Here is a 24,574-nt window from a genome sequence, read left to right on the forward strand (position 1 = left end):
CCTTCCGGCGATAGCGGATTACATCTGTGCTTGGGGTTTTCTAGATCAATGGCATAAAATTTAGGCTTTACCTTATAGTTCTGATGGTATTTCAGCAGTTTATTGTAGGCAATTTTAGAGAGATCGTCAAACTTAAAATCATAGATGAACATTGAAAAACCCTTTTTGATGTGCTGGTCGATGATATGCCTGATCACAAAATAGGTCTTTCCTGCGCCCGGTGTTCCAGCAACTAAAATTCCCCTAAAAGGATTAACAATATTGATCCAACTGTCCCTCACCTTATTTTTAAGCCTATATTTTGCAGGTAGGTTTATGGAGTATTCATTTTCCAATAGGCGCTCCTCCTGAGGAAAGGTTTCATTCTCTGAATTGAAAACATCCTTACTTAGGCCGCTTTTGATCAGCCTGCTCAAAAGACCTCCGCCAGTCAAGATAAGCATGTAACCAATAGCTGTTATGCCCATATACAAGACTGTAATCAGTTTTGGCGGTGCATAGATATAAAAGCAGAGCGAGCTAATAAAATAAAGCAATAGTCCTGTTAACAGGTATGCAATGATTGAATTCTTCTGTATTTTTTCGTCTTTCTTCCCTTTAACGGCAACCAGCGAAACGGCCAATAAAAGCAGTGCAAATAGCTTGGGCATAAGTATGCCTTTGAATAGCCCAGTTCTGGAAATATTTGCAATCAAACGATCCGTAATTTCTGCCGTCCATCCCCATTGCTTAAAAGCAACATAACAGCATAGGTAAAAATGAATAGCTAATATGAAAATGCTAATCAGCCTTGTAAAGTCAATGATTTTTCTAAGTCCCTGAATGTCTTCGCCAGTGTTCATAATAATATTTTTAGTTTACATACTTAATCTCTGTTCGTTATCCTGTGATTTGTGCTTTCTGCGCTTGCGCTTCTTTCTAAGGCCAGTTCCGAGCGGCTCGTTATGTTCCTTTTCCAGTAACAGACCCAAATAGTTGGTAGGCTCAGGTAGCTTGAGGTAAGTTGTCAGTTCCGTATAAGGTTCAATACTTTTTTCTGGCTCTAATGACCTTGTCTGATTGTTGCCTACTCGCATATCTAGTTTTTCCTGCAGGTTTCCCTTCGCATTTGTGTTGGCATATTTAAAGGTCTCTGAAATCGGTCTGTCGAAGCCAAATTGTTTATCGAACAGTTTTTCTCCCGAATTTTTGAATGCCACACGGTCAAACTGACCTAGTTTTTTCGAGTGTTCAGTATTCCTGCCCCTTGATTTGTTCATCGGGCTCAGCTTGATCTTGTTGGTGATGTCCTTGCGGCTGACGATGACCTGAACGTGCATCTGTTCCCCTGGCTTTGCCGTTCCCCGTTTTACCTGCCCGCTTTTTACCTCTTTATCCTTATGTGAATAGTAGCGGTGGTTTTCCAGTTTGCCAAACCATAATAGATCATTACCAGAATTGATGTCGGCACGTTTAAAATTCTTTGCATATTCATCCATTGCCTTTGCGGCATAGGTTTTTAGTTTTTCCCGTGCACCATCTTCGCCATAAAGTTCCTTTAGGTGGCTTATCTCCTTTTGGCTGGGGCTGATATTGATGAGAAAAAATTTTGCATCTTCCCGTCCCAATTTTGCAATGTTGTTATCCAGCTTGTTTTTGACCTCGTACGATTGGACGGCATTGCTATTGCCATTAAACCACAGCATCGGTTCTTCTGGTTTGTAGAGCCTATTCTCTTTGTCCAGGTAATGAACCAAAGTTCCGCTACTGGCCTTATTGTTTCCCTTTTCACTATCGGTGATATTGATGTACATTTTTTAAAGGTTAGATATCTGTTTTCGTACACTTTCGACTAGCTCTTCTTTTTCCCTCGTCTTGAATGAGCCGAGTTCTTCGCGGTTCCTGATGTAACTATTTAATATTTGCAGGAAATTTACTTTCAGTTTTTCCTTTCCCTCGATTACTTTGATCAGCAGGTTTTCTGTTTCCTGAAGCTTGGCCTTTTGCTCCAGCTGATTTTTGAGGATGGATTTGTTCGCGTTCACCACCTGTTCGTTAAAATATTTTACAATATCCTTTTGATTGGAAATCATCTTGTCCATGGCCTCCTTCATCGGAATCAGTAGCAACTGCTCTTGAGTTTTGATAAAACTGGTGTAGGTTTTATGACTTTTGGCAAAAGAGCTTTTTAATAAATCGTCATTAATATCGGAGGGGTCTTTTTTGGTCCTGTAGAAGTATTCAACCATTTTAACAAACAGTTCGCGTTTGGTCATTCCAAGGGACGAGGCTACTTTTATGAACTTTATATCGAGCAATGCGGGATACTTCACCGTGTTTACATTATCCTTTTCCATGTCTGATTATTTGTTTTCAGCATTCAGAAGGGAATTCCTTTTTTGCGATTTGATGCCTTTCCAGAAGGCCAAAGAATTCCTGGAGAATTCTTGAAACCCTGTAGCAGTAGCGTAGGGGCTAAAAGTAAGGCTCTGCCTAACTTCCGCTTGCTCCTTTTCTTGAAGGAGAAAAGGACACTGCAAGGTACCCGAAGCAGTGCGGATAAACGATAGAATTGTGATTGAGGGTACTGTGTTTTTCATAACTAAAATTAAGTGACAGCAAATTTGGTAACAGTGGATTAGTGGTGTTGGGTCAAATTGGTATATTCCAAATAAAATCTTAAGTTTCTGTTAGATGTAAAACCTTTAACTTTATTAAAATTAAAGTGTATGAAAATTAAGTTACCTCAGGGTAGGGCGATACTAGGCTACCATGATTTTTTTGGAGAAGAACATCAAGAACGATTAGCATTATTGAAAGGTATTTGTAGGACAAACTTAATTGCTGAAATCGGCGGGCTCAATTATAGGCTCAAACCTAATAATCAACTACATAATGATTATAGTATTCAAACACAGGATAGAGAACTATTATATTTTAGTGGAGAACAACGGGAAATTTATGAAAGATATGGAAAAATGGCCCAGAAATTCAGTCGCAGACCTGGAGACTTTCCACTTTTGTTTACCAGGCAAACCTGTCTTTTTGCTTTGGAAGAGATTATTAATTCAGACATTGCAGTAATACCTGAATTCTCTATGAAAGATTCATGGGAAAATTTGTTAAAGTATCTTCTAGCGGTAAACACAGCTATAACAAAGATTAAAAGAGAAGCGAATGAGGGAGAACTAGATCAAGTTGGGGATTTAAGCGAGGTTAAAGTTGACGAAGCAAAACCACCTCTAAGCCTAGAGGATATTAGTGTAAAAACACTTGTGCTTAACGAGCTAAATGTTAGTTCCAATCAGCTATATGTTCCCTATCGGGCGTATAAGCTTTTGCAATTTCTTACTTTACATCAGGATATTGGCCCCATAACTAAAGATTATCTCACTGCACAGTATCAGATGAATTTTGAGCGGTTTGTCTTTGAGATAATGAGCTTATATATGGGAAATAATCCAGATGGCAAGAATAATGTCAAATCATCAGGTCTAGGCCTGCCGATAGACACTACATTTATCTATTACCCAAAAGAGGATAGCCAAAAGCTCTTTGAGACCTTTAGCCAAGTATATCCAAATACAGAATATGAAAAGTTACTTTCTATACGGAAATATCCTTTCTATAATTCAGGTGAGTCATTTCTACTAACAGATAACACCATTCTTCTTGAAAAATCCTATAGCCAGTTTATCAACGATTTTTGGTTTGACAAGGTTAAGCCGATAAAGGATGAGAACAATAACGCTGTTTTTAATATTAAACGTTACCGTTCAATAATCGGTGAATTTTTTGAGAGTTATTTAAAAAGCATTGTTAATCATATTATAGCAAATACAAAACACTTTAAAGTAAAGTGTTTTGATGAACTGGTGATGCAAATTGAAGGACAACAAAACGAACTTACAGACATCTATATTAGGTATGTCGACAAAGTGTTTCTCGCCGAAGCTAAATCAACTGGTATATACGATAAGGAAAAGTATAGTGGTGAACTAAACGAGTTTTATAAAGAAAGCAGGGAAAAGTTTTTTGATTCATTTGGGATGAAACAAATTGTGCGTGCAATTACCTTGTTACCAGATCATGTAAATAATATCGATCCTGGCTTCCCTAAAAAAGGAACAATTAAAATTTTCCCTGCTTTAGTTGTAAATGAAAAAGCGTTGCAAACGCCTTTGATGGCTCACATATTTAACAAACGATTTCAGGAGCTAATTGCACCACTTGATTTGGGGAAATACAAAGTTGCTCCTTTAAGTCTTATTCATATCAGTGATATGGAAAACATGGAAGAACATCTATGTGAAAATCCAAATATGCTTTGGAAAATATTAGAGCACCATACAAGGCACGATGTTTTTATGCCCCCTTTTTATAATTCGTTGAATGTACTTCAAATTAAACCTAATTATAAAAAGCCTTTACCGTTATATATCGAATTAATCGAAAAGTTTGGCACTAAAGAGGCGCGAAAAGTTGTGGAATCTTAACTCTAATAATTTATGATAACTTAAAAGGGATATACCAAACCTACTCACAACACACAAGTCTAAAACTTCATCATTGTTCCTTAACTGTCATACCAATGAGGAACATTTTACAACAGAAACGAAATATTACCCCCGAAAAAGCCGTTAAAATCTTATCGAAGAGTGGCATAAATATAGATAAAAATGATGCGGAGGAAGTGCTGGAACTGATGTATTTTTTAGCTAAATTGATTGTCGATCAAAACTTTAAGAAATGAAAATAGCTGATTTATACATACGGGTTAGCACAGATGAACAGGCCGACAAAGGGTATTCTCAACGCGACCAAGAGGAACGATTACAGAAGTACTGCCAAACGGCACATATCACGGTAAGGAAGGTAATTTACGAAGATCATTCAGCAAAAACGTTCCAGAGACCTGCCTGGCAAAAGCTCCTTATCTTACTCCGTAAACAAAAGCACAAAACCGACTTGGTGCTATTCACCAAATGGGACAGATTTAGCCGCAACGCTCCAGATGCCTATAACATGATCAGCAAACTAAAATCATTTGGCGTTGAACCTCAGGCCATCGAACAGCCACTGGATATGTCTGTACCAGAGAACAAAATGATGCTTGCCATTTACCTCACTGCACCTGAAATAGAGAATGACAGAAGAGGGTTGAATACTTTTTACGGAATGAGAAGGGCAAGAAAAGAAGGCAGGTGGCCTGGACTTGCTCCTGTCGGCTATATTAACCTCACTTCAGAGAATGGAAGAAAGTATATTGCCCCAAACGGTAAGCAAGCCCAATTGATGGAATGGGCATTTAAAGAAATCGTCAAAGGAAAATACTCCACTGAACAGATATTTAATCAGGCAGTGGTGGATGGTTTGGTATGTAGTAAGAACAATTTTCTCAGAAGCATCAGAAACCCGATTTACTGTGGGGAAATTTTGGTGCCAAAATATAAGGACGAAGAGGCGAGATTGGTAAAGGGACTGCACGAACCCATCATTTCAGGTTCATTATTTTTTGACGTACAGGATATTCTTGATGGAAAGAAAAGAACAATTAAAACAAAAATCTTTTCTGACGATAAGCTTCCGCTGAAAGGCTTTATGCTGTGTTCCAGATGCGAACGTACACTTTGCGGGAGTGCTTCTAAAGGACGGAATGAGTATTACTATTATTACCACTGTTCTTCTAAATGTGGTTGCCGATACAAAGCGGAAGTAATCAATAAAGAGTTTATGCATTTTTTGGATGACCATAGCTTGAACGTAAAAACTGCGGAGTTATTCAAAATGGTCATCTTGGACGAATATGCCAGCGATACCTTAGAAAACAAGGAATATAAGACCTACCTAGCCAAGCAGCTCACCGAGAGTAACAATAAGCTTACCAGGGCAAGAGAATTGCTGTTGCTTGGAGATATTGATGGCAGCGATTATAAGACATTAAAGCTGGAATGCGAAGACAATATTGTTAGAACAGAGGCAAAATTGGAAGAAATTGTGAAAAAGAAATATACTATTGCACAGCTGGAACCTATCTTGGATGATGCCATTTTTACGCTAACCAGATTATTTCCTATTTTCACGAAATCTGCGATTAATGATAAGAGAAGGCTGATTGGTTCGATGTTCCCCGAAAAATTCGATTTTGAAGCTCTACAACATCGAACCACTTTGTTGAACGAAACATTTGAACGTATCTTCTTGATAAACAAGAAATTAGAGAGCAAAAAAAAGGGGCAAAAGACTGTTAAAAATCTTTTGCCCCGCACGGGGTGGCTGATGGGGCTCGAACCCACGACCCTCGGCACCACAAACCAATACTCTAACCAACTGAGCTACAACCACCGTGTTTTTTCAGAGCAACAAAAGTACGACTTTTAACAAGCTATTCAAATTTTTTTGAAAATTTAAAGACACATTTATTTTAAATAATTATAAGCCAACACATTGAATTTAAATTTATAATTGAATTTAAGTTACAGAACTAAAAATACGAGCTAAAAAGCTAGCTTTGCACTGTTTATGATAGAGATTTATACAGACGGTGCTGCAAGTGGAAACCCAGGTCCGGGTGGTTATGGTGTAATTTTACGTTCGGGAGCTCATTACAAAGAGTTGAGTGGCGGTTTTAGAATGACCACCAATAACCGAATGGAGCTATTGGCTGTAATTGAAGGCCTAAAGTCTATCAAAAAGCCAGGTGCACAGGTAACCGTTTACTCAGATTCTAAATATGTGGTAGATTCTGTAGAAAAAGGATGGGTATTTGGCTGGGTAAAAAAAGCTTTTAAAGACAAAAAGAACAAAGACCTCTGGATTCAATACCTTAACTTGCATAAACAACATCAGGTTAAATTCATCTGGATCAAAGGCCATAATGAACATCCAGAAAACGAAAGGTGCGACAGGCTTGCCGTAGCGGCTTCTCAAAACAAATCTGCCCTAGGCATCGATGCTTTTTTCGAAGAAGAACGCAAAAACGCTTAATTAAAATTCTTTTTTTAAAAATAATTAGATAGTCTCATCAAGGACATTACTTGTTCCTACATCTAATTTTCACAAGGAGTTCACAGGGTCATAACAAGGTGTAAACAGGGTGATCACTATATCGCCGACCTAATTATAAGCGTGTAAACACCTAATTATTAATTAATTAACTCTTTTTTCTATTTGGACAAGTGTAAAACACTGCATACATTTGAACAAAACAAAAGCATATGGCAAGGTTAGTAAATGGAATATTAGGAGGCTTCTCTGGCAAGGTGGGTACAGTGGTAGGCGTTATAATAGATGAGAATTGTTTTATCAGGGGCCTACCTAGGAAAAGAACCAAATTTACCGCGAACGAATTAGAAAATCAGAAAAAATTAGCAACGGTTCAAGCGTACCTTGATCCACTTATAGATCTGCTAAAGGTAGGTTTTAACAATTACTATACCAAAACAGGTGGTTTTCGTGCTGCTGTTTCTTATTTTAGAAAAAATGCCTTGGTAAGTGATGATGCCGGGCATTACATTGACCCTGCCCTGGCTAAAATCAGTGGTGGCGACTTGCTTCAAGCCATTAATCCGAGTATGGTGAGTCCTGAACCGGGAAAATTATTGATTAATTGGGATACTACCGATGTCAATTCCCAAGATGAGGCCGACCAATTAATGGTATTGCTGTATGATGTGAAAAATTCAGCTACCCAGACTAAAATATTTAATGGAGCATTCAGGAGAGACGGCAGCCTAAGCATAGCAGTTAAGCCCAGAATTAGAAATAAAGAATTAGATGTCTACATTGGTTTTGTAGCAGCAGATCGTAGTTCACAATCAGATAGTCAGTATTTGGGGAAGATTATTGTTTAACCAGAGTATTCGCCTAAAGGCTTGGAGTTGTTTTACGCCAGGCACTATAAAGAAGTGGGCATAGCAGCTATTATTGCACTCTCATTTAGCATTTGAATACAATGTATATTTAAAAATAAAGCGCTATATCAAAATCGATATAGCGCTTTATTATATGATATTATAAAAACTTCTAGGCCGTTTTAAACATCTTATTTACAGCCAACTGAACCTTAATCATATCTTCAGTTATGGTTTTCTGAATATTTTTATCAAAAGACGCAACAAATCTTGGTTCAAGTAAAACTTTTTCAGCTTCGTTTGTAATGTTTAACCTAAAAATATGTTTACCAAACTTAAATCCAGCTCCAATTTTAGTAATGTTAGTTTCAACAGTTTGCACAAACTCATAACTATTACTTACTTGGTCAAGAAAGTCTTTAACCGCTTGAAAAACAAAATCGGTTTCAATATCTAATCCATTAATGATAATGGTACTATCTTTTAAAGCATTTTTAAGTACATCATCCCCTTTTACAGTTTCATGAATGTTTTGTAAGGGTTCTAACAAGTCTTCACTGAAAATGATACTCCTACTATCTGTAATCAATATTGCGTTAGAACTACCATTTATACCTGATTCTTGCTTTAGAAGTATCTCATCGTTACCATCCCTCACAATATATTCACTTGCTGATTTTTGCTCTACTTTCGAACCTGCTATTGCTTTTGCCAAGGTGCCAACAACATAGGCTAAAGCTGGGTATTCTTCTATTTTTTTCATCCAGTTATTTTTTTGCAAAGATACGGTAGCAAATCCATTATTCTAAGCGCAAAAATGAATAAAGCACAGTCTTTAAAAATCAACTGAAAACAACAAAATCCATTCCTCCTACTACGCCTAATTGTCAAAACAAGTCTGCCCTAGCAGTCGATGCTTTTTTTGAGACAGAAAGAAACAATACTTTTTTACTTTAAACATATTGCTTATTTTCAGTCCAAATTAACAACTCTCAAATGTTTGGCTACTGGAACGATTTTTATTTTATCCCCGTTATCTTGCAAGTAATCGCCATTATACACGCCCTTAAAACAGGTAGAAGAGAATGGCTTTACTTATTGATATTCTTACCTTTAGTAGGTGCAGTGATCTATTTTTTTATGGAACTACTTCCTGAGCTAACCCAAGGCAGGTCTTTAAAAAAATACTTTTTTCCAAAGCAGCAAATCAATGAATGGGAAAGGAAAGTACAAATCTCTGATAGTATTACTAATAAATTTGGGCTTTCCAAAGCTTATGCTGAGCAAAAACAATATGATAAAGCAATAACATTATCATTAAGTTGTCTTAAGGGTGCTTATAGCGATGATCCTGCCATTTTGCTTCAATTAGCCAGGCAATACTTTTACAATAACCAATACAAAGAGAGCTTAACCTATTTTGACCAATTTAATGTAAAAAATGGCAATAAATTGGTTATGCCAGAGGATGAACTTTTATATATACGAGCACAAGAAAATATTGGAGCACTAGCGATTGCAGATAAAGGCTATAGACAAATAATACGTACACAACACTCACTTGAAGCCATGTATCACTATGGTTTATTTTTTAAAAAACAGCAGCAAAAAGCTGAGGCTCGTGAACAATTTCTGCGTGTTAGAAGTGAAATTAAACTCTTGCCAAAATACTTGCGCAAACGCAATGCGATATGGGCAAGAAAATCATTTAGAGAATTAATTGCTTTAAAGTAAGATAGTCGGAAAGTCCGAAAGTCAGTAAAGTCCGGAAGAGCAGAAGACAGTCGAGAAGACTGAAAGTTCGGAAGAGGTTAAAAAGACCAAAGCCACATCTTCTTATAAAATTGCTGGCAACAGGTATTTTTCTACAATTTCATCGGCCTGGGCATGTGCGAATCCTTTACCGTATGCAGAAGCGGTAATAACGATTACCAGAGGTAGGTCTTTAAACATATAGATCTTGTTACCTCCATTTCCACTGCTGTAATAAACTTCGTATGATTTGCCCGCTATAACAAATGCCTTGTTCCAAAAAAGAAGCCCATAGAAACCAGGTCTATCAGCAGGAAGAACCTGCAAAGGCGAAAGGCTTTTCTTTACCCAAGATTCTTCGAGCAGTCGCTTGCCATTATATATGCCCCCATTTAAATACAATTGGCCGTATTTTGCAAAGTCGAGCGCTCGCAGCCTAAGTCCACCACCTCCAAATGGTTTACCTTGGGGTGTTCTAGCCCATTCAAATTTAGTTATGCTCAATGGTGCAAATAGGCTTTTATTAGCATAGGCTTCTACACCACCAGGGATATTTTTGTCGAGGATGTCCATCACCAAATTGGTACCAGCGGTAAAATAAGTCCATTTTTTGCCATTTTCACGTTCAACAACCATCGGAAGGTCGAGCGTAAATTTTGTATAATCGGCAGTCGGATACATGTTCTCTTCATTTCCTACTGAGCTTTCCACCTCATCATTGCCATCAAACGCAGCGCTCATGCTCAGTAGGTCTCCAATTTTCACACTATCTTTTTTGCTGCTATAGTTTGCATAATCTTGAAGTTTATAGAAATCCTTTAGCATTTGGTTCTCCGAAGCCATAAAACCATCTTTAATAGCCATCCCTGTAAGCGTAGCGGTAACTGATTTGCTCACAGACCTTGGGTCGTGCAAAGTTTCCCTTTTCTCGCCATTGTAATACTGTTCTAAAAGCAACTCCCCTTTCTTTAGCACAACAATACCATTGATCATGCGATAGGTTTGTTCTGCAATTTTCGTATTTAAGGCCACAATCAACTTTTTGTCCAACTTCTCTTTAGAAAGCTTAAAACCACTTTCGGCGGCTATGGGCTGTGTTCCCATTTTTGATGGATCAATTACCTTGGGAATCCTTGTCATGTTGATTTTTGCCTGCGCCAACACCGAACTATATTTGGGCTCATTTTGGTTAACATAAACACTGATTTGTATTGCTAAGACTTTGGGCTGGGTGTTTAAAAGTGATAGTCCAGCTTTTGCCATAAAGCGATCCCAAAGGTTAATGCTCCACAGCCCAGACCTGCTTGAGCTCATCAACACAATATCTAGTGGACGATTAGTGATTTTATCTTGTGGCAGTATAGCTCCTGGACCTAGGTTTTCAGTATAAACCTTTTTACCATCTACATAAAAATCGAAACTATAGTTACCCATAGCCAATAGTTCTTCCGTTTTTATTGAAGGAGCAAGTTTGGCAAGTTCAGCTTCAAGAGAAACACTGGGCGATAATAGGAAGTACAAATCTTTGTCTGAACCGATGTTATAGGAAGAAATTGCACGAGAGGTTTGCACACTGTCTCTTGCGGGTCTAAAATCAAAAAAAGTCAGTTGCTGCGCATGGGATTGCGAGGCAAAAAGCGTTGAAATAAAAAGAAGGGCAATGGCATAAAATCGCTGCATCATGTTTTTTTATTCAAAAGTAAGGCAGTAAAACAAGATAATATAGAACGAGATTAACATCAAGTTAAATTGACGAGCTTTTTGAAAAAAAGTGGTGTATCTCCACTACAGGCTTTAAAACACCTGATCATGTGACTCTGATCGGCAAACCCACACTGATGAGCAATAGTACTCAATGAATTGCCTTTAACTGAGAGCTGAGCAAAAGCCCTTTCTACTTTTAACAAGCGGATATATTCGGCTATGGTGCAGCCGAAGTACTTACTGAACGCTCTTGATAAATGTACGGGGTGAATGCCTAGCACAGCCGCCATCTCTTTTAATTTTGGTGGGTAGAGGTAATTGTCTTGAAGAAAATCGTTTATTTGATCTACCCATGAGGGCCTAAACTTTGATTCCTGGGCACCAACAAATAATGAATCCGTTGCTTCAATCACTATATTTTGAATGCCGAGTTGGGTCAAGTCATCTGCAATTGTACTTTCCCTTAATAGCTTATAAAACAAGATTTTGGTTCTCGGGCAACACACTTCAAAGCTCCCTTCCTTAACATCCTGATTAGGGTACATTTCCTTGATCCAAGTGTTTTGGAGTTCAAGGTGCATGCCGCGGGTTTCCCCTTTTGGTTTGATGTTATAATGTGATTCTTGAGCGTTATGAAACAACAGGCTTCCAGCAGTGAGGGCTACTTTTCCTTTTTTATTGCCCTCAATTACTTTTCCTTTAAGGATAAAGGTAAAATAAACATTCTCATGGTGATGCCAATCTACATACTCATGGGTATAAGCTGTATTGGTTAAAATCAGTCCACCTGTTTCCAGCTTCTGGTTTGTTATACCGAAGAACTCACCTGAACTTAATTTTTCCATTGCTTTATTTAGAACACTGTATAGAACGTTTGTTACAATTTTAGATTATATACAGTAGAACAGTTATTAAAGTGCTAACTATTATTAAATAGTAAAGCCACTTACTTTTGGATAAGTGGCTTTTTAAATATGTTCAACAAACACTGATTGATACTGCTTATTTTTTCTCTAAAACCAACACAACCTTATTGAAATCTGAAGCTGAATTAATGATTTTCCTAAATGCTTCATATTGGCTTATCGGATAATGTGTGTTTCGATAATCTTCAACTACATTTATGGTCAACACATTACCATTTAACTGATAATCAGACATAAAACCCATCGTTTGCTCGCCTTTATCTTTATAAATTTCATTTAATTTTAGATCATTTAAGTTCTTTACAGCATAACCGTCAGGTATAACAAGATTAATTTTTCTGTCTAAAATATGGGCATATTCAATATTCATAGGAAATTGCCTTTCCTTTTCTTGGTACATTTCTACCTGAGGACCAATCGCTAGCCCAATCTTTATCAATAACTTGTTACCTGTAGCCTCTATTAGATCTCCAGATTTTGTCTTTACATGTAAAACTACTGGCTCATTGTTAGTGGCTTTTTCAAACTCCTGATTGGTTACTTTTGAAAACAATACATTTTCAGAGCTTGTGAGCATTTTCGACAATTGTTTAATGATATTTTGTCTATCCTCATCATTTGCGTAATTGAAAGCATCACGCATGTCTACAGCTGCATATCCAGTATATGATTGTTTTGCATCAATCTCAAGTGAGTCAAGTTTTTTATTTAACTGAATTGTACTTTCAATGGTATGCACACTTTTACTGTAGTGTTGCAACTCAATGTTTCTCACGTCGGCAATTGCTGTTGACACATTGCCCAGAGTAGTGGTACGGAAAAACACACCGTTGCTATTTCCCCATACTGGTGGAATCCATGGATAGCGATAATCTGGTCTTGTTGGAGCAATAAATTTATTTTGTGTTGGAAAAAAGAATAAGCCGTAATCACAGTTATTCCAATTTTCGAATTTGTAGTCAATGGTTGAACTGGATCTGTTGCCAGCCAAAACATGTTGATACTTAATACCTAGGTTTTGGAAAATAGCAGAATAAAGGCGCATCATACCTGTTTGACCAGCAATCTTATTTTTAATAATTACCGACAGTGCATTTGATTCATCATCATCTAGGTCTTCATTATAACCGAATTTTGTTTTAATATAATTCTCAACAGCTATTAACTTCTTAGCTTCATCAGTAAGTTTATCCCAACCATTTTCTTTAATAATTGAAGATACAAGTACAAGATCTTTAGCAGAATAACTAGTATACATTCCATGAATGCGATTACCCAAATCATTCCAAGTGTACAAACGTTCGCCCTTGCGGACCACATCATTATAAGACAGCTTAAATTCTATATATTTAACATTCGCCTCATAAAAAGCATATTTTTCTTCCTCAACACCTACAGTAGATGCCTGAAGGCATTTTACAAATCTTTTTCCATTTTGGACTGAATCTGTAGCATTCCAAACAAAATTGAAAGCTTTAAGCTCAAACCTAAGTCGTTCAGGGCAAATAAGCTCAAATGAGGTTTCCAATTGAGGTTTGTCGCTCTGCATATTTTCTTTTCCAATAAAGGAAGTTGGTCTTTTTACAGTGTAAGCATATTCAATTTCACAACCCTTTTCAAGTCCTTCTAAGGCAAATATCTTGTAAGTACCTCCATCTTTTTCTTTATAATCTTTAATATCTGATTTGTTAAGCTCAACTGTTTTACCGTTTGCTAGAATGGCTCTGGCACGAACATCTACAATGTCTGAATTGTCATTAACGTTGATATATATTTTATTATATTCTTCAACAGCTCGATCATCGTTAACGTGAACGATTTTATGAAGTGTATAATATTTTTCTACTTCTCCCTTAGCATTGTCTATGTATTCTACACGGCGAACATCTTTAATAACTACTGCAGATTCTTTGTTGTATTTAGCATCAAAAGTATGGATAGCGGGCTTTGAAGACCAGGGCTCAATTTTAACAGCTACTTGTTGAGCACTGCAAATTTTAATTGAGACCAGTAAAATTAAAAATGGGATTAAAGATTTGTTCATGGGATTAAATTTTTGAAAAGCTTAAGATTTCTTTGTATGTCGGAAATAAATTATCGAGCATTTTGTTCCAGGCCTCAAACTGATCTTGAATGAGCATTAATTCGTTATTGGTGTATTCTTGTGTGAAAAATATTTGATTATTTTTTTGTTCATAGGTTAACTTGAAACTCATTGCTCCAGCATTGTACACTTGCCCTTTTGGCATATATGTTAATTTATAATCTTTTGGCAGGTTAAGTATAGTAACGTATCTTTTAACATACTTGAAGTCATATTCCACTGGTACATTTCGTTTCATTATTTCAATTTTCGAATTTTCAAAGAAGCGAAATAGGTTAAGGTTTAGGTAATATTCATCCGCAACTTTAGTTGCATAACCAGGTAAAGTAAAATTGCCATTCCAGGTCACATGATTAGCAACAGGTTTCCGATCAATAACAAAGGAATCAAGGCTAAATTTATTTGTACCTCGTGCAAACTCATCCTTCATGTTTTCAAGAAGGTTTTTCTCGCCCCAATACATTAGCTTAGCATGGGCCTCGGATGCAAAATAACCTTTTAAATCTTGTTTAATACGACCTTTTATTCCATTGGGCACCATATCAACCCAAGTAGTATCTATAAGTAAATTTTCATCCTTTTCAACAGTTGGTACAATAGCAATTTTATATTCCTTTGTATTTATTGCAATCATTGCTTCCTTATCCTGAATATGAGAAGCAGGAACACCAAATACACAGGTAGGATCTGTCCCATCCAAATAAATATAATTGCCATTTAGCTTAATTGTACATATCATGTGATTGCTTACCAATGGCAACGGTGTTGTACTAAACTTGTAAGGAAGATCTCGGGTACCTATCCAAGTATAATAAGCATCTATACCTGCTACCTTCATCATCTGTGTTAAAATACTCGACATATCCTTACAGTCGCCAAAACGACGAGTACATACAAGCTCTGCTTCTCTAGGAATGAATCCGCCCATGCCATCTTCAAAAGCCACGTATTTTATGTTTTGTTGAACCCAGTTGTAGATTTTACGAGCCTTTTCTTCTGGTGATTTGAGGTCAATAATTAGGGAATCGGTGATGCGTTTTACTTGGCTACTTACATTGGAATTAATTCCTTTAATGTAACTGTAGTTTAAATTATACAAATCATCAGCATTAGCCAAGTACGAATTCATTTTACCCTGACTATCTTTATAGCTATCAATATAAAAAACGACATGTGGTGAATACCAAGCATACCCAGGAGCATTGGCATAACCCCTATCAGCAGTACAATTTTTATATTTGAACGAGTAAATGGTATTACGTTTGCCCTTATCAATGGTAACCAAGATATCAGCTGTATCAATGCCCATCTTTTTATATTTAATAAAAATACCATTAGCCACAGTTAGTTTTAACTCGCTATTAAGTATAGGCATATAACTTTTAAAGTAGTGTTTAGGTAATAGATGAGGATCTTTATTTACCCAAGAAACATCTAGAGAACCCAAGGCACCTGGTTCAATAGATGGATAGTTAAAAGACATTTTTTTTACGTCATCATAAAAAACAAAACTCTGTTTGTCTGATGTTGTCTTGAAATTACTAACCTTTATTATTTTATTGCTCGCTGTTCGTGTTTGTGCGGAATAGGTAATAAGCTCATGGAAAAAGCTGTGGTAAAAACTAAATGACCCCATATAATTTGACGCACTCTGGGTTAAAAAAGCAATGCTTTCTTTTTCCCTACTCTCCACATATGGTTTATCTTCCTTAAGAGTAAACGTATAGTCAACCAGCTTATCTACGAAAACAGCCTTCTCACCTGGATATTGCTTACGAAGCTCATCCATGTCTTGTGCTTTTAAAGAAAGAATACTGAAAGAAAGCAAGAGTAAAACAATGAATCTGATTGGTAAATAACTATCCATTCTTAACAGATTTAAGTACTCCCTGATCGTAATTTTTTGTTTGAAGTAGCTTGCCATTTTCATCATAGGTTTTAACAGCACCATGAATTACGCCATATTCATAATTGGATTCTCGTTTTATAGCGCCATTTTCATGATATGTTTTACACAAACCGTGTTTATTGTCATTTAAATAATTAAAATCTGTTTTTATTTTGCCGTTCTCATGGTAAGATTTAGCCGGGCCTTGTAAAATATTATATTCTAAATTTTCATCTGAATTAAGATTTCCATTTTCGTAATATATTCGATCATTTCCATTTCTTTCCCCTCCCGTATAAGTGCATTCTCGGGATGGCTTCCCATTGGCAAAAAAAGCTTTCATTATACCTTTCGTATTATCAATAGCAATTTTATCCTTTAATTTTCCGTTACCATCATTGTAGGTATAAGAAACAGCCAGATCATCATTATACAAGACCTGATAAGCCATGGCTCCTTTTAGATCGTATGTTTTACTTATTCCCTCTAAAAGATCATCCTTTATAAAAGAAACAAATTCCTTATTTCCATTTACAAAAAAACTCGTATGCTCTCCATTTAATTTATCACCTTTATAATTGGATAAATGAGAAAGTTTACCATCCTCATCGTAAACCTTCCACGCCCCTATTTTTTCTCCAATAGCATATTTTCCTTCTACAGATTTCATTCCACCATGTTGGTAGCTAACATAAATACTATCTAAAAGTCCAGACTTATAGTAAAAAACACGTTCGGGGCTTCCATCAAAATAATATGATTTAAAGACGCCATCAAACTCACCATCTTTATAATTAGTTTCGGCCATTAATTTACCATCTGGGTATAACAACTTAAATTTACCTTGCCCTTTATGAAAAATATCGGTTGCAATAACTTTTCCTTCTAGATTATAATTTGTAACTTCTTCCAACCATCCCCTGTAGTATTTATACTCTACAGATTTTTGCCCGTTTGAGTAATATTCTTCCTTGTAGCCATCAATTTCACCATCTAAATAATATTGTGTAGTGCTCAATTTCCCATTTTCGTTGTAAAATGACCAAAGTCCTTGGTATTGATCTTCAATTATCCATCCTTCAGACTGAATGTTTCCATTCATATAAAAACTAGTATAGTAACCTTGGTTTTTATCATCAACCATTGTAGTTTCCGACTTAATTTTCCCATTTTGGTAATAGAACACTAATTTTCCATCTAATACGTCATCTTTATAATTACATATCTCACTGATTCTGCCCGAACTGTAATAAGTGGTATCCGGACCGTTTAATAGGCCAGTCTTATTATAGCTTAGGCTAGATTTCTTAAGTCCATTACTCCCATAAGATATCAACTTATTGATATCTCCATTACTAACAAGTGAGCTAAGCGTATTACCTGATTTATCTAGGTAAGAAGCCTTCAAAAGCGAACCGCCTTTATAGGTACGACTTGACAATATTTTGCCATTTGCGTAGTATTCAAAAAGTTCTCCTTCTATCTTGCCTTTTATGGTATTATAAGTTGATGCCGGCTCTCCAGTTGGATAATATTCTTTTTGAAGTCCATTTTCTAATCCTCCAAGTCTTTGCGAAGTCCTTTTAAGTTTCCCATCATCATCGTAATACTTCCATTCTCCTTCAACAAGGTCCTTAACAAAATTCCCTTCTGTTACGAGTATGCCAGCATTATTATATTCTTTATAGGCACCGTGTGTCTTTCCATCTACATATTGAGTAACTGATTTTAGCTTTCCATTTCTAAAATATTCTTTTTCTATGCCATTTTTTACTCCGGAGGTGTAATTTCTTGAAGATGCCAAATCGCCACTGATGTAATAAAATTTCTCTTCTCCATCTAGTTTATTTGTCTTATAGGAAGATACACTCTTAATACTACCACCATAAAAATATATTTTAGTTAGCCCTTGAAGCTGTCCATTTACATAACTCTCAATTGAAGATTTATTGCCATTAAAAAAGTAATATTCCTGCTGTCCATCAAGTTTACCATTCAAGTAATTCTCCTTTGCTTTAATTTCACCTTTATTATTAAACCAGATCCAGCTTCCATTACGCTGGCCAGCCTCATTATACACGCCCTTAGATTTGATGTTACCACCTGCATAATATCCTTCCCAAAGCCCTAACAACGCCTTTCCAGTTTTAGAAAGTGTACCCTTTCCTATTAAATTCCCATTCTCATGGAAATATTCTTTAATAACTGTATCGCGTCGTTTAAACATCAGTTCACGCGTTGCTTTGATACGATCAAAATAAACACTCGCCTCACCAATAAAAGCATCTATCTGCTTTTTATTCTTTTCCACATAAGTTTCAATTGCAGGAATTTTTACATTGGAGAACATGTGATTGATCATTAGATCAAACTTTTTATCGGCGAAAGTTTTCTTTAGGAATGGGAGGTAATACTGTATCCAAAAATCAGAATCTTCATCTATATATTCTAATTTCTCTATAACAGCTTGAATTTGTCTACTGATAGGGTCGTCTAACTCTGTTTGTATTTTATATGATTTATTAAGGGCAATTTTTGAGAAGACCACATCCTCTACAGCTTGATAATTATCGTTTGGTTGTAGTTTTCTATTATTCTTAAAACCAATTATTTCATCAGTATTTACTGATATCTGCTGGAGCATGTTAATTGCTTTGCCCGAATACTTGCCTTTGGGCGAAAATAAAAGATAAGACATGTAACTAATATATGCAGGAATTATCTTTCCTTGAAGTACAGCTGACAGACCTAAATGGTAATGAGCCACGTACATATAAGGGTTAATCATCAGTGCTTTTTGAAACCATGCTTCTGCAAGATCATATTTTTCTGTCCTTAAATAAATAAGAGCTTTGTTAAAATACAATACGCTATGTGCCGGAAATTTCTCTATCCCTTTATCAAAAATTTTGGCTGCTTCATCATAATTTTCCATATCAAGCAATATGGTTCCGTATACATTATAGATATCATGTTCAAATGCATAATTGGACTTAAGGAGCAATGCTTGCTTGCAATATTTAATCCCCTCATTATATTGACTATCGGCATGGCAAACAATAGCCTTCCTAAGCAAAGCTGACACAAAGTTGGTGTCGCTACGGTTAACTTTATTAAGGAGGTTAATTGCATCCTTAAATTGACTAGAATCGGCCAGTTCAATACTTTTATTAATGATATCTCCTGAATTTATGATTTCCGATTTTTGAGCAAGAGCGAATTTTGAAAGAAAGAGTAGGGTTAAAAGCAATAAGTTACGAGACTTCATGAGATAGCGTTAGTTAAGCCCTAAAAATAAAGTTTTTTTCAAAAAATCAGCATAAAGAGTATTTTTTTTATTTGCAATTTATTTTTATGAAAACGAATTAAAACAACATGAATCTTATAAATGAGGTGCGCACCAAAATTGGCTATATTTTTAAGAAGGCAATAGCTTGATGGCTAATAGCGGTTTTTTCAATAGAACAATTCAATTACCCAACGTTAAGCTGGGTTGTTAAAAAACAAAAAAAATGGGTTAAAAGAAGTTTTTGTGTGTTAAAGTGATAACCTGCTAAATAATTATCGCATGATATATAACTCCTATTTTCCTTACAAACCAAGATAGTAAATCCAGAATTAAAGGCTCGAAACATTGCTTATAACTTATAAGAATACATTGGTTTGTTATACAAGCAATGAACAAGTATACCAATAACCAATGTTGAGTAAAACGAATTCCGTGCCGATAGTTATCGAGGTTTCTGAACTAATGACAAATGAAGCAGTGACACCAATGAACTAATGAACAAATGACTAATGAACTATTGAACTATTGAACCAATAATCTAATCTATCCCTCCTACTACACCTAATTGCTCTAATTTCTCTTCAACAATTTCATCAGTACTTAACGATTTTACTGGCGAAAACTCAGCCATAAATTCTTCTGCTTTTTTAACCATTTTAGGTGAACCGATAAATATGGAAGTTCTTTGGTGTAATTCTTTAGGTTGCATATCTAATATCCGGTTTAAGCCATCAGAGGCAACACCTCCAGCCTGTTCAATAATAAAGGCCATTGGGTTACATTCGTACAACAACCTTAATTTGCCATTGGGCGATGATGCCGTAGTTGGATACATATAAATTCCGCCTTTAATTAAATTACGATGGATATCGCCTACCATAGAACCGATATATCTTGAGGTATAAGGTCTGCGGGTAGATAAATCTTCTACCTGAGCGTATTTGATATATTTTTTAACCCCCTCTGGGAAATGAACGTAATTACCTTCGTTAATAGAATAGATAATACCATCTTCTGGCACTTTCATGTTTGGGTGCGACAGGCAAAATTCGCCAATAGAAGGATCTAAAGTAAAGCCATTTACACCGTTTCCGGTAGTATAAACCAACATGGTTGATGAACCATAAATTACATAACCAGCGGCCACTTGTTGTGTTCCTTTTTGTAAAATGTCTGTAATGGTAGCGCAACCATCAACAGATTTTCTGCGATAAATAGAGAATATGGTACCTACAGCCACGTTTACATCAATATTAGAAGAACCATCTAAAGGATCTATACACACAATGTATTTGGCGTTTTTAGAAACAGGCGAGTCAATTGGTACAAACTCATCTTCCTCTTCCGTTACCACGATACAGCATTCGCCTCCACTAGTTAAAGCAGAAATAAATTGCTCATTAGCATACATGTCTAACTTCTTTTGGTCTTCTCCCTGTACGTTTGTAGTACCCGCATCACCTAAAATATCTACTAATCCTGCCTTGTTCACCTCACGATTTACAATCTTAGAAGCAATTCCTATGTCTCTTAGCAACCTAGAAAGTTCTCCTTTTGCGTATGAGAAATCTGCTTGTTTCTCGATAATGAATTGACCCAGTGTAGTTATTCCAGCCATATTTACTTAGTGTATTTGTTACGTTATCTATTCCCTAATTCTATGACCTCTAAGGTATGTATTTTTTCTTCAGAAATGCAAAACCTAATTAAAGTTCTTACTTTATGCCAGCCGCTTTTTCCTGCAGCACCTGGGTTAATATGCAAACATTTTATTTTTTCGTCGAACATCACTTTTAAAATATGGGAGTGACCACAGACAAATAATTTTGGCGGCTTAGTGTAAATTTCTTCTTTTACCTGTGGCGCATAGCGATTGGGATAGCCGCCAATATGGGTCATCCAAACATCTACCCCTTCACAGTTAAATCTTAGATGTTCGGGAAACTCGGCCCTAATTGTTTTACCGTCTATATTTCCGTATACACCTCGCAAAGGTTTAAAGGCTGCCAAAGGTTCGGCAACACCTGCGCCAAAATCTCCTGCATGCCATATTTCATCGCAATCTGCAAAGTATTTAAAAACGGCATCGTCTAAATAACCATGGGTATCTGAAATTAAACCTATTCTTTTCACGCTATCAATTTTTTCTTAAAGCTTTAAAAGTACCATTTGGCTGAATAAATGTTAAGGATGGTGCTTTTTTATTAGGCACTGCCTCAAATTTAGCGCTATAACCATTTAAGCCTTTTAAGGTAAAAGTATCATCATTAACGTATTCGGTTTCATATTCTGGCTGACCAGGAACAAACACAAACAGCGTATTTCCTTTTAGGGAAACCTTAACTACAACCTGACCCAAAGCATACTCTCCAGTAAAATTTTCAAGGTCTTTTTGACTTAAGGTTTTTACTTCTGGTTTGAAATTAAATAAAACCGGCTCTCTATCCGCATCGAGCTGAACAGTTAAGCCGCTTATTTTCCCTTCATTATTACTAGCGAAATTAAATAGCATTTTACTTGATGTAGTGTCTACAACTCCTTTCTTATCCAAAGAATGCGGTTCAAAAACATCATAATATAAATGTTTAAGCAGTAACCTATTATCACCAGCGATGGCATAAATTGCATTTTTTTCTTCAGTTAATTTTATTGAACCATAGGCTGGATTTTCAAACAAGCCGATGTAACTTTTTAAGTCATGCGAAGGATTAGTATTTATAATAGCAATCTTTTTTGCATTTTTTGCTATTTGTTTTTGGTTTAAACTAGCTGTTTTTGCACGTGCTGTTGCTTCGCCATTCCAGTCGATGGGTTTCAATTTTAAAATCTTATCTGCAATTAGGCTAGTTACCACATCTGGTACTTGTGATACATTCTGATTGGTTAAAACTACAATACCAATTCCATCTGTCGGGAAAAAGGCAACATTAGCAGAAAAGCCATTGATATTACCGCCATGCTCTACCAAATAATGGCCACGATAAGAACTAAGCATCCAACCCAAGCCATAGTTAGAGAAAAAGACATCCTTATGCTGACCTGGCAATCCGCCACTCATGACCATTTGAGCACTTGCAGCCTCCCCCACATAACTACTGGGTAAAATTTCCTTTTTATTATAATAGCCGCCACCAATCCATACTTTTAACCAATTAGCCATGTCATTTACACTGCTGTTAATGCTCCCAGCAGGCCCCATTCCATTAATATTGTAATAATCTATCTTTTTAATCACGCTATCTTGAATGGTTACATATGGTAAAGCCGCATCACTATCATTTTCAAAAACCTTAATATCAGTATTTGAACGTGTCATTTCTAGTGGTTCAAAAAACTTTTCCTTAATGTTTTGCTCCCAAGTTTTACCACTTATCTTTTCTACAATCATTCCCTGCGCCAAATACATGAAATTATTATAGAACCATTTTTGGCGAACTCCCGCACTTGGCACCATGTATTTAACCCGAGCGATGATACTATCTCTATTGGAAGTATTAAACAATAACCATGAATAATCGTACCTAGTAAGTCCCGTTCTATGCGCCATTAAATCACGTATAGTAATTTGATTATTCATTTCATCGTTATTAAAACGCAAAGTTGGAAGATGACTAATAGCCTTATCGTCTAATTTCAGCTTACCATTCTTTTCAAGCAAACCTAGTAAGGAAGCTGTAAATGCTTTAGTACTTGAACCTATGGCAAAAAGTGTATTGGGCGTTACTGGTTTTTTATTTTCTATATCGCGATAACCAAAGCCCTTACTATAAATTACCTCATTACCTTTTACTACAGCAACAGCAAAGCCAGCAATATGCTGATCCTTTAAAACCTTGTTAAGTACCGAATCGATACCAGGGAGTTGATCGCTTATTTCTGCTTTTTTAACTTGTGAAAATGATGTAATTGTAATAAAGGAACAGACCAAAAAGAGTATAGGAAATTTCATGCTAACGAAGGGTTTAACTGAGCCTCTAAATTACTAAATATAGCTCAGCTATAAAATCAATATCCCAAAAAGAAATCCTTCAATAAATCCTTGTAAGCATTGGTATAAACCTTTTCGCTCTCATAAATATGAAAGTTCTTGAATTGTGGTTTTGTTTGTCTTTTACTTAAACATACTATCCACCTAAATTCGGGTCTTGAAATATCTGAGTGTAAGTTAATTTGTACTGATAAATGTAACCCTAAACCTTCCGCTTTTGCTATCAACTGCTTAGCTTGTTTAACAGGTAAAATAAACCAGAAGTTCCCTTGTTCCGTTAACAATGAAGATACTTTTACTATCAATTCATTAAAAAAGACTTCATCGGTATGCCTGGCAAGTCCCTTTTTTTGTTCAGCGTTTTTTAAATCATTAACAAAGTAAGGCGGATTGGAAATGATTAGATCAAATTTATCAGTATTGTGCCCAAGGCATCCCTTTGGGATATATTGTTCTATTGCTGTATTGTTGATAGTTAATCTATTGCTGAAAACTGAAGATTGAAAATTTCTTTCGGCAGTTGCGGATGCTTGTTCGTCTATCTCAACCGCTTCAATAAATGCATCAGGAAAACGTTGGGCAAGCATTAAAGCTATAACACCTGTGCCAGTGCCGATATCTAAAATATGATTAGGAAGATTACTTTCTGCAATTGCAGCCAACAATACGCCATCGGTATTGATCTTCATGGCACAACCTGTTTGATCTACCTCGAATTGTTTGAATTTGAAAATTGACTTGTCAGATTTATAATTTGCCTTAGTCATCAATTTAATTTTTTGCTGAAACTTCCTTTACCATTGGTCTTACAAATAGAAAAACTGTAGCCATAATCAATAATGTAAATTGCGTTAGCAGAACAAAATCAGCTACTAGCCAATCTTCAAACCCTTTCCCTTCAAAGGAACGATAGATACCTAAAAATGAAATAAGGGATAAAATTATCGCAAAAAATTTAGCCCATTTATTTTGTTGTAACACCCTAACTATTAGGAAACCGAACAAAAATACATAGAAAAGCACACCTGCCATAACCGACAAGTCGTCGCCAACATAAGAAAATCTGGGGGTAAAAGTGGTATAAGTTAAGA

General features: G+C 36.1%; 19 protein-coding genes, 1 tRNA gene and 1 pseudogene. 6 read left to right on the plus strand and 15 right to left on the minus strand.

All coding sequences use genetic code 11. The features are described from left to right. From EZ428_RS15165 to EZ428_RS15175, 3 genes are all read right to left on the minus strand, one after another. A partial coding sequence (locus EZ428_RS15165; RefSeq protein WP_205945724.1) for a YWFCY domain-containing protein occupies positions 1–842 on the minus strand: 842 nt, incomplete at its 3' end. Between the two features lie 15 nt (positions 843–857). Beyond that, a complete protein-coding gene (locus tag EZ428_RS15170) occupies positions 858–1,793 on the minus strand; it encodes a DUF5712 family protein (RefSeq protein ID WP_131554042.1) in 936 nt (311 codons plus the stop codon). Positions 1,794–1,796: 3 nt separating this feature from the next. Continuing rightward, a complete protein-coding gene (locus EZ428_RS15175; protein WP_131554043.1) occupies positions 1,797–2,336 on the minus strand; it encodes a BfmA/BtgA family mobilization protein in 540 nt (179 codons plus the stop codon). Positions 2,337–2,708: 372 nt separating this feature from the next. Here EZ428_RS15175 and EZ428_RS15180 point away from each other — a divergent pair, with 372 nt between their 5' ends. From EZ428_RS15180 to EZ428_RS24235, 3 genes and pseudogenes are all read left to right on the plus strand, one after another. After that, positions 2,709–4,475 carry a hypothetical protein gene (locus tag EZ428_RS15180; RefSeq protein WP_131554044.1) on the plus strand — a complete coding sequence of 589 codons (1,767 nt, stop codon included), beginning with the start codon at positions 2,709–2,711 and terminating at the stop codon, positions 4,473–4,475. A gap of 95 nt (positions 4,476–4,570) precedes the next feature. Continuing rightward, positions 4,571–4,732 carry a hypothetical protein gene (locus tag EZ428_RS24000; RefSeq protein WP_165501790.1) on the plus strand — a complete coding sequence of 54 codons (162 nt, stop codon included), beginning with the start codon at positions 4,571–4,573 and terminating at the stop codon, positions 4,730–4,732. Next, positions 4,729–5,508, plus strand: a pseudogene (locus EZ428_RS24235) (recombinase family protein); the annotation flags it as partial. The gene EZ428_RS24000 and the pseudogene EZ428_RS24235, both read left to right, overlap by 4 nt. Positions 5,509–6,250: 742 nt before the next feature. Here the strand turns inward: EZ428_RS24235 and EZ428_RS15190 are convergent. Continuing rightward, positions 6,251–6,324, minus strand: a tRNA-His gene (locus tag EZ428_RS15190). Between the two features lie 177 nt (positions 6,325–6,501). Between EZ428_RS15190 and rnhA the strand changes: the two genes are divergently transcribed. Beyond that, positions 6,502–6,966, plus strand: coding sequence for a ribonuclease HI (gene rnhA / locus EZ428_RS15195; protein ID WP_131554045.1), 465 nt, complete (start codon positions 6,502–6,504; stop codon positions 6,964–6,966). 230 nt (positions 6,967–7,196) lie between these two features. After that, complete coding sequence (locus EZ428_RS15200; protein WP_131554046.1) at positions 7,197–7,832, plus strand: DUF6266 family protein; 636 nt, start codon at positions 7,197–7,199, stop codon at positions 7,830–7,832. Between the two features lie 172 nt (positions 7,833–8,004). Here EZ428_RS15200 and EZ428_RS15205 read toward each other — a convergent pair whose 3' ends face one another. Beyond that, positions 8,005–8,595 (minus strand): hypothetical protein, encoded by a 591-nt coding sequence (locus EZ428_RS15205; protein WP_131554047.1) that lies wholly within the window; start codon positions 8,593–8,595, stop codon positions 8,005–8,007. 275 nt (positions 8,596–8,870) lie between these two features. On the opposite strand from EZ428_RS15205, the gene EZ428_RS15210 reads away from it, so the two are divergent. Beyond that, positions 8,871–9,566: a hypothetical protein gene (locus tag EZ428_RS15210; protein WP_131554048.1), complete on the plus strand. Its 696-nt coding sequence runs from the start codon at positions 8,871–8,873 to the stop codon at positions 9,564–9,566. A gap of 102 nt (positions 9,567–9,668) precedes the next feature. Here the strand turns inward: EZ428_RS15210 and EZ428_RS15215 are convergent, their stop codons facing one another. The 10 genes from EZ428_RS15215 to EZ428_RS15260 form a co-directional block, all read right to left on the minus strand. Then, the gene (locus EZ428_RS15215) at positions 9,669–11,267 is read right to left on the minus strand and encodes a serine hydrolase domain-containing protein (protein WP_131554049.1); all 1,599 of its coding nucleotides are present in this window, start codon (positions 11,265–11,267) and stop codon (positions 9,669–9,671) included. A gap of 56 nt (positions 11,268–11,323) precedes the next feature. Further along, the gene (locus EZ428_RS15220) at positions 11,324–12,133 is read right to left on the minus strand and encodes a helix-turn-helix domain-containing protein (protein ID WP_131554050.1); all 810 of its coding nucleotides are present in this window, start codon (positions 12,131–12,133) and stop codon (positions 11,324–11,326) included. Between the two features lie 157 nt (positions 12,134–12,290). Continuing rightward, complete coding sequence (locus EZ428_RS15225) at positions 12,291–14,258, minus strand: DUF3857 domain-containing protein (protein WP_131554051.1); 1,968 nt, start codon at positions 14,256–14,258, stop codon at positions 12,291–12,293. A gap of 4 nt (positions 14,259–14,262) precedes the next feature. Continuing rightward, positions 14,263–16,185, minus strand: coding sequence for a transglutaminase domain-containing protein (locus EZ428_RS15230; RefSeq protein WP_165501791.1), 1,923 nt, complete (start codon positions 16,183–16,185; stop codon positions 14,263–14,265). Further along, entirely contained in the window at positions 16,178–19,474 is a 3,297-nt protein-coding gene (locus tag EZ428_RS15235; protein WP_131554053.1) for a toxin-antitoxin system YwqK family antitoxin, read from the minus strand. Before EZ428_RS15235 ends, EZ428_RS15230 begins: the two co-directional genes overlap by 8 nt. A gap of 559 nt (positions 19,475–20,033) precedes the next feature. Beyond that, positions 20,034–21,113, minus strand: coding sequence for a class 1 fructose-bisphosphatase (gene fbp, locus EZ428_RS15240; protein ID WP_131554054.1), 1,080 nt, complete (start codon positions 21,111–21,113; stop codon positions 20,034–20,036). Positions 21,114–21,136: 23 nt separating this feature from the next. Continuing rightward, complete coding sequence (locus EZ428_RS15245; protein WP_131554055.1) at positions 21,137–21,628, minus strand: metallophosphoesterase family protein; 492 nt, start codon at positions 21,626–21,628, stop codon at positions 21,137–21,139. 4 nt (positions 21,629–21,632) lie between these two features. Next, positions 21,633–23,444: a serine hydrolase gene (locus EZ428_RS15250; protein WP_131554056.1), complete on the minus strand. Its 1,812-nt coding sequence runs from the start codon at positions 23,442–23,444 to the stop codon at positions 21,633–21,635. Positions 23,445–23,500: 56 nt separating this feature from the next. Beyond that, positions 23,501–24,250, minus strand: a complete 750-nt coding sequence (locus EZ428_RS15255; RefSeq protein WP_131554057.1) for a tRNA1(Val) (adenine(37)-N6)-methyltransferase — start codon at positions 24,248–24,250, stop codon at positions 23,501–23,503. Positions 24,251–24,254: 4 nt separating this feature from the next. Beyond that, positions 24,255–24,515, minus strand: coding sequence for a hypothetical protein (locus tag EZ428_RS15260; protein WP_131554058.1), 261 nt, complete (start codon positions 24,513–24,515; stop codon positions 24,255–24,257). Between the last annotated feature and the right edge of the window lie 59 nt (positions 24,516–24,574).

The sequence above is a fragment of the Pedobacter frigiditerrae genome (assembly GCF_004331645.1).
Lineage (GTDB): Bacteria > Bacteroidota > Bacteroidia > Sphingobacteriales > Sphingobacteriaceae > Pedobacter > Pedobacter frigiditerrae.